The sequence below is a fragment of the Rhizobacter sp. genome (genome assembly GCF_031412075.1).
Lineage (GTDB): Bacteria > Pseudomonadota > Gammaproteobacteria > Burkholderiales > Burkholderiaceae_C > Rhizobacter.
This window is the reverse complement of the sequence record NZ_JANOCG010000462.1, coordinates 1-6,961: the sequence shown is the minus strand read 5'-3', so window position 1 is coordinate 6,961 and position 6,961 is coordinate 1. Positions and strand designations below refer to the sequence as shown.

The following is a 6,961-nucleotide window of genomic DNA, read 5'->3' as shown; positions in this document are numbered from 1 at the left end:
GGCGCGTCGGCGGCGTCGAGTGTGCAGGTCAGCAACAACTGCGCGCGCCCCATCGTCGGCTGGTCGCAGCGCAACGGCTGCTGCACCGTCGCTCCGGGCAGTTCAGGGGTCGGCGGGGTGGCGGCCCAAGGCGCTCCGGCGACGAACAGCAGTGCTGCCGCGCGAATCGCCCACGAGACGCAAAGGGCTGATCGGCCGCCAATGCAGCGAACGCTCATACGCATCAGCCCAGCACGGCCGCCAAGCGACCCCAGGTCCAGTAGGCCGCAGTGCCGCCCATCGCGTAAAGCGCAGGGGTGCGCCACGCGACGAAGGTGGGCCAGCGCGACAGTGCACGCACCACGGTGAAGGCCAGCGCCACCACCAGCAGCTGGCCCAACTCGACCCCGAGATTGAAGCTCAGCAGGGCCCACACCAGGTGGTTTTGCGGCAATCCGATCTGCTGCAGCGCGCCTGCGAATCCCAGGCCGTGCACCAGTCCGAACAACAGCGCCACCAACGCCGGCCAGCGGCGTGACAGGGTCTGCTCCTTGTTCAGCGCCTCGCCGGCCACGAGCAGGATCGACAGCGCGATCATGGCCTCGACCGGCGGCGCACGCAGCGAAATCCAGCCGAGCGTGCTCAAGGCGAGCGTCAGACTGTGGGCCAGCGTGAACGCGCTGATGGTCCACACCAGCTTGCGGTTGAAGCCGACGAGGAACAGCAGCCCGAGCACGAACAGCAGGTGGTCGAAGCCGCCGAGGATGTGCTCTATGCCGAGCACGCCGTAGGCGCGCGCCACCTCGCCCATGCCGCGCGGGTCGTCGGCTGCACCGAACAACTGCACCTCGGGCTGGCCGCCCGTCAACGTGTAGACGCGGGACTGCCCGTCTTTCCACAAAACCCGCACCAGCACCGCTGACACCCCTTTGCCCACGCCCTCCATGCCCAGCGTGCCGGTAAGCCCATCCTCGCCGCAGCGCAGCACACCATCGGCCTCGCGGCAGTTGGTGGGCCAGACCGGGCGCAACGGCGTGTCACTGCTGCGCGCGCTGGCCGTCCACTGCCACAGGAATTCACCCGACGGCAGCTGGCGCAGCTGCATTTCGGCCATGCTCATTTCATGCGCGCGCGCTGGTGAAGCGAGCACGGCACCGAACATCAGCGCGAGAAGCGCCAGGAGCGCCGTCCAGTGACGCCGCGTCATGGTGTGGTGACCTCGTACTTGACCGGGTACTTCTTCGCCAAGCTCCGAACCGCTTCCGTGCGCTGTTCAGCCATCATCCGGTCGGTCCAGTCACGCAGGACCACGCCGCGCAGGTCCTCGTAGGACGCGGGCTTGCCCGGCTTGATGGCATCGACCATCATCACGCGCCAACCGTCACCGTGGCGCATGGCCCTCCATTGGCCGGGGGGCATGGTTTCGAGTTCGGCGGCGAACTCGACGCCATAGCTCTGCACGATGTTGGCGTGTGGCCGCCCTTCGAAAGCACGCAATCCGGCCTGGACATCACGGGCCTTGCCGGTGTTGAGTGAAGCGGCGAAGTCGCGCATCGCGGCCTCCGACGTATCGCCCGCGACCACGGCCTCCTGAAAGTCGTAGCGCGCCGGCTCGTCGTACTTGACGCGATTGGCCTCGAACCATTCACGCAGTTTGGTGTCGTCGGCCTGCACCGGCTTCAGGCCGGCGTTGATCATCGTCAGCGCCTTGAAGATGACGCGGTCCTTGATCGCCTTGTCGCCCTTGTCCATCTGCAGGGCCAGGCCCTCGCGGTACAGGATTTCGTTGTCGAGCCAGATCCGGCGCAAGGCGTACAGCTCGTCGGGGTTCGGCTCGCGGCCGCGGGCTTCCTTGAACACACGCAGCGCCTCCTGGTCCACCGCGGCATTGACGACGATGGCAGCCTCCTGGTCGCCGGCGCCATTGACGACGTGGTCGAGTGCGAAGACAGCGCCGCCGATGAGAAGGAAGTGCAGCAACGGTTCGCGCAGCCAGCGCAGCGTACCGGGATTGAACTTGGGAGCAGTCGTGGTTGGATCTGACATGGGCACAGGCTTGAAAATGAAACAAGGCGCCACGCGTTGCCGCGCGGCGCCCAGGCGCTTCGGGCGCAGGTTACTGGACGCCGGCCACCGGGGTTCTCCCGCTCACCTCGATGAAGATCGGGTTGCTGTAGAACCACAGGTCGGCCCAGGCCGCGACGTCGAATCCCACGGCCTTGCCGGTGTATGCGGGACGACTACCTTCAGCCGGAATCGTGACCGTTGGCAGATGGTTGGGGCAGCCGTCGATCTTGGGCTGGTTGACACCCGTGTAGACCGTGGCGTTGTCCGGCACGTTGTTGCCCACCGTCCGGCACGGAATGCGCAGGAAGTTGTTGGTCGGGAACTCGACCGCGCTCGAGTTCTTGGCCTGGATCGAGCCGGTGTTCGTCCACAGGTCCGACAAGGGGTTGCCCGAAGGGTCGGTCTCGAACGGCACCGAAGGCGGCAGGTTGGTGCCGCGCAGGCGCAGGTACTGCGAATCCGCCACACCCTTGATCCGGAAGGTCATGCGCTTGAATTCGCTCTTGCCCGGATTGGTCGACCAGGTCTTGGCATTGAAGGTCTTGTAGACGGCAGCAGTTTCGTTCTTCGCTGCCGCCGGCACGCTGGCGAGCGAGCGCAGCTGCTGCGGATTGGCGCGATCCACCCAGTCGTCCGGCCAGGCACCCGCGTAGCTGGCGAGATTGGCCGGTGACTTGAAGCCGGTGACCAGGCCGCGGATCACGTCCACGTGATCCAGAACCGGTGCGTCCATCGGCTGGTCGATGTTGATCTGCGCCAGCGACGGGTTGGGAAAACTGTACGGCGAGTAGCTCTTGCCGTCGGGGTCGCGGACCACGATGGACACCACCACGTCTGCGCCGGGCGGAACCACCAGCTTCTCGCCCATGGTGACGCAGCCTTTCTTGTCGACGTCGGTGTTGTCGCTGGCGGCGTTGACCGCCAACGCCTCTACCGCGGCTTCACTGCGGCCATGCGGGGCTCCGTTGCCAACGCAGGCCACGAAGGACAGGCGGTCGATCAGCTGGCCGCTGTCCACCCAGTTGTTGCCGCTGCGCAGGCCGTCGACGACGGTCTGGGGGTTCACCCGCTGGCGATCGTTGCGCACCATCGTGTAATTGCGCTGGTACTCGCCAGGAAAGAAGTCGTTGTCGCTGCGGCGGTCGTCGTTGCCGAAAGCGCCGCGCGAATGCCAGTCGGAGCTGGCGAAGAACCACCAGTTGCGGCCTTCACCCAGCAGCGCGTCCCACACACCGCCGACCTGCCCGGCATACACGCCGGTGCCGCCGTAGGTGGTGCCGCCGACCGAGTCGAAGCGGGTCGCGCCAATGGCGTTGCGACGCAGGTTGTACTCACCGCGACGGTCCGACGCGCCATGGCCGGGCTGGCTTTCGAAGCCGAACGCCACCGAGGAGGCTGCGTTGTTCATGTTGCGCAGGTGCTCGACGTTGAAGCCGTTGTTGCCCGCGGGGTTGAACGGGCCAGCACGCTCCAGGTGGGCGGGCACGTAGTACCCGGCGTTCGGATGCTTGGCTGCCATCCACTTCACGGATTCGAGAGTTTTCGCGTGGCCAACGGTACCGCCACTGCCGCCGGTGAGTCTTTTGGCCGTGTCGTTCCAGTCAGCGCTGCCGTTGTTCACACCGCCAGGGAACGCGCAGTTCCACTGGTTCTCCGCGCCGCGGCTGTTGTCCGCGGTGGCGCCGCGTTCAAAGCAATAGGTCCATTCGGCCAGCGCATTGGCGTTGCCGAGAGCGGCATAGCCATTCGGAATGGCGTTGGGAGGAACCACGTTGGGGCCCTGTGGCAGCTGCGTGTTGTAGGTCGAGGCCGGCAATTGGCCGGTGACCACTCCCGCCGAGGTGTGCTCATGGCCAGGAACGTTCTGCTCGAGACCCAGCCACAGCGGCTCATTGCGCAGGGCCGAGAGGTACTCCATCAGCGGGTACTGGTACGACTGAAGCGTCTGCCACCGGTGCATGTTGCGCGTTCCGCCACCGTTGCTCACATCGCCCTTGATGGCCGCCACGCCGACGCTCTGTGCCCAGGTCGTGTTGGGGCCGCGGTACTGCGTCGGCGATGCGTTGGCCGGGTTGGTCGATAGCACGTCGAAAGGCGTCGCACCCGTCACATAGGGATAAGCCGGGGTGGCCAGGCTTGCGTCCTCCACCAGCGTGCAGTTGCGGTTGCCGTTCCCGCCGTGGCCGGCCTGGACGAACCAATCGAGCCCCCAGGGGGTGGCGGCATCGCGGTCCATCGACTTCTTGACCAACTTCTGCATTGAGGAGGAACCGTCGGAGCAGGTGGTGTGGTTATGGAAGTCACCCGCGAGGTAGGTACCCCGCTTCTTGCCCGCGTCCTTGTCGGATGCGCGAGCGTTGCCCGACGCCACCGTCAGGGCGCTGAGGCTGAGGGCGCCCACGCAGGCCAGGGCCAGTGCGTTGAGCGGAAACTGAGTCTTCATCGAGAACTCCTTGATGACGCCGACATGGCGAATGCCCGCTGGGTCGAACGCCCTGCCGAACCCGCCCATCCTAGAAACCGGGTGTGTAGATTCCGTGACAGGCGCCACGTTTGAAAGACTTGAGCCATCCATGCGCCGCTTCGCTTCGTGCCTAAGTGAAAGGTGTGACGGATTGATGAATCGACGGCACTGCCGTCTCTGTCCACAATCGGGACGATGCAACCCGAGGTGTTTGGCCTGTTCCCCGTTCCGCTCATGCGCGTCGCGCAAGCCCTACCCGCCGAATTGGTGCACGGCCTGGTCGAACACTTCAGTGCGGCGGCGGACCGAGACAACAGTTCGTCGTCGAACCTCAGCCACACGGCAATGCTCAAGCCGCAGGACAGCCCGCTGCTGATTGCAGCGGCGCACGCCGTCACGCCCAAACTCGCCGACTTCGGCACGCTGCTGTTCGGCGAGCCGCTGGGCTGGTCGATCAAGGAGATGTGGGTCAACCTGCTCGACACCGGCGGGCGGCAGGCGATGCACAACCACGCCAACAGCTTCATCTCGGGCGTGGTGTATCTGACGCCGACGCACCCGGAGGCGCGCACGGTCTTCATGAAGTCGCCGGGCGGCGTCGAGTTCTCGTTCAAGAACGACCACGCCGGCGTCGAGACTGGCCCCTACAACGCCGACAAGTGGCTCAGCCCGCAGCCCGAGCCCGGCGACCTGGTTCTCTTTCCGAGCTACCTGATGCACGCCGTACCACCCAACCCGGGCCCGCGCCGCATCACCATGGCATTCAACGCCATCCCGACCCACCTCGACTCCTGGGGCTACCGAGTCACCTTCGGTGGGTGACGTTGCTCCCCCCCGAAGCGGCTTTGCCGCTCCCCCCCAGGGGGGCGCCGCTGGCGGGCCGGCGGAGCCGGACCCGCGGCGGCCGCTTGAAGGCGGTAGCGCTTTAGCGGTGCCGCGCGCGCGCAGCGCTGTCGCGCTGCTGCTGATGGTGGCCTCGGGTTTCGCCGCACTCGGTTGCCAGATCGTCTGGACGCAGCAGGCGACACTTTGGCTGGGGCAGGAAAACGCGGCGGTGCTGGCGGTCGTCGGCGCGTTCTTCGGGGGCCTGGCCCTGGGCGCGTGGGCGCTGGGCGAGCGCATCGAGCGCAGCGCGCGGCCGGCGCGTTGGTATGCGGCCTGCGAAGCGGTCATCGCGCTGTGGAGTCTGGCGCTGATCGGGCTGCCTTCGCTGGCAGCGCCCAGCCTGCTCGGGCTGATGGGCTTGCAGCCCAGCGCGCCGTGGCAGTGGACCGTGGCCTTCGTCGGCACCTTCGTGTTGCTGCTTCCGGCTACCGCGGCCATGGGCGCGACGCTGCCGGCGATGGAGCGTGTGCTGGCGCGCTGGTACGGTCGCGGCAGGGCGCTGGCCGCGCTGTACGCGGGCAACACCGCCGGTGCGGTGCTCGGCGTGCTCGCGACCGCGTTCTGGCTGGTGCCGGCTTGGGGACTGACACGCACCGCGCTCGCTTGCGCGTTGCTCAACCTGGTCTGTGCAGCGATCGCCTGGCGCTGGGACGGCGATGCGCGGGCACCAGCGACGGTCGCGGAGCCGGCGCACGCCGAGTCGCTGGCGCAGGCGACTTCGCGTGCGGCGTCACCGCTGCTGCTGCTCGCAGCCACCGGCTGCCTGGGCATCGGCTACGAAGTGCTGGTGGTGCGGGTGCTCAGCCAGGTGACGGAGAACACCGTCTACACCTTTGCCATGCTGCTGGCGATCTACCTCGTCGGCACTGCGCTGGGCGCGGCGGCCTGGCAGCGTTGGGGCTGGCGGCGCGCGGCCGACCACGGCCACGAAAGCCTGTTGTGGGCGCTGGCGGGCGCCTGTCTGGTGGGCGTGATCGCGCTCGCGCTGGCGCCGCAGATCAAGGGCTACGCACTGGCGCAACTGGGTGGCAGCTTTGCCGCCGCGCTCATCGCCGAAGCGCTGCTCGCAGCACTCGCCTTCTTGCCTGCCACCTTCGTGATGGGCGCATTGTTCAGCCACATCAGTCAGCGCGCCATGGCGCGAGGCGCGGGCTTCGGCCAGGCACTGGCCGCCAACACGCTCGGCGCAGCGCTCGCCCCGCCGCTGTTCGGCGTTGTGCTGTTGCCGGCGCTGGGCGCCAAGGGCGCATTGATCGTCGTGGTCGTCGGCTACCTGTTGCTGTCGCTGTCTCAGCCGACGCGCACGCCGGGTTGGCTGCTCGCCGTGGCCGCTGCAGCGGTTGCATTCGGGGTACCGCCGCTCGGCGGGGTCGACGTGCCGCCCGGCGGGCGCTTGCTCACCCACCTCGAGGGCGCGTCCGCTTCGGTCAGCGTGGTCGAGGACGCCGATGGCGTGTCGCGCCTGCACATCAACAACCGGCAGCAGGAAGGCAGCAGCCACAGCCGCGTCGCCGACGCACGCCAGGCCCTGTTGCCGATGCTGTTGCATCCGGCGCCGCGGCGCGC

The 6,961-nt window shown here is 67.5% G+C and carries 6 protein-coding genes; 2 read left to right on the top strand and 4 right to left on the bottom strand.

Going from position 1 to position 6,961, the window contains the following annotated elements; all coding sequences use genetic code 11:
• The 4 genes from RMO40_RS17565 to RMO40_RS17550 form a co-directional block, all read right to left on the bottom strand.
• Nucleotides 1–218 (bottom strand): hypothetical protein (locus RMO40_RS17565; protein ID WP_309724206.1); only part of this gene is annotated, 218 nt, incomplete at its 3' end.
• 5 nt (nucleotides 219–223) lie between these two features.
• The gene (locus RMO40_RS17560; RefSeq protein ID WP_309724204.1) at nucleotides 224–1,186 is read right to left on the bottom strand and encodes a HupE/UreJ family protein; all 963 of its coding nucleotides are present in this window, start codon (nucleotides 1,184–1,186) and stop codon (nucleotides 224–226) included.
• Nucleotides 1,183–2,025, bottom strand: a complete 843-nt coding sequence (locus RMO40_RS17555; protein WP_309724202.1) for a peptidyl-prolyl cis-trans isomerase — start codon at nucleotides 2,023–2,025, stop codon at nucleotides 1,183–1,185. The genes RMO40_RS17560 and RMO40_RS17555 overlap by 4 nt, the downstream gene beginning before the upstream one ends.
• Before the next feature lie 70 nt (nucleotides 2,026–2,095).
• Nucleotides 2,096–4,489: a hypothetical protein gene (locus RMO40_RS17550; RefSeq protein ID WP_309724198.1), complete on the bottom strand. Its 2,394-nt coding sequence runs from the start codon at nucleotides 4,487–4,489 to the stop codon at nucleotides 2,096–2,098.
• Between the two features lie 216 nt (nucleotides 4,490–4,705).
• Here RMO40_RS17550 and RMO40_RS17545 point away from each other — a divergent pair, with 216 nt between their 5' ends.
• Complete coding sequence (locus RMO40_RS17545; protein ID WP_309724196.1) at nucleotides 4,706–5,332, top strand: putative 2OG-Fe(II) oxygenase; 627 nt, start codon at nucleotides 4,706–4,708, stop codon at nucleotides 5,330–5,332.
• A 109-nt stretch (nucleotides 5,333–5,441) separates the two neighbouring features.
• A partial coding sequence (locus RMO40_RS17540; protein ID WP_489660188.1) for a spermidine synthase family protein occupies nucleotides 5,442–6,961 on the top strand: 1,520 nt, incomplete at its 3' end.

Coding starts and splice junctions, on each gene's coding strand:
- RMO40_RS17560 (WP_309724204.1), bottom strand. CDS start 1,186: ATGACGCGGCGTCACTGGACGGCGCTCCTGGCGCTTCTCGCGCTGATG.
- RMO40_RS17555 (WP_309724202.1), bottom strand. CDS start 2,025: ATGTCAGATCCAACCACGACTGCTCCCAAGTTCAATCCCGGTACGCTG.
- RMO40_RS17550 (WP_309724198.1), bottom strand. CDS start 4,489: ATGAAGACTCAGTTTCCGCTCAACGCACTGGCCCTGGCCTGCGTGGGC.
- RMO40_RS17545 (WP_309724196.1), top strand. CDS start 4,706: ATGCAACCCGAGGTGTTTGGCCTGTTCCCCGTTCCGCTCATGCGCGTC.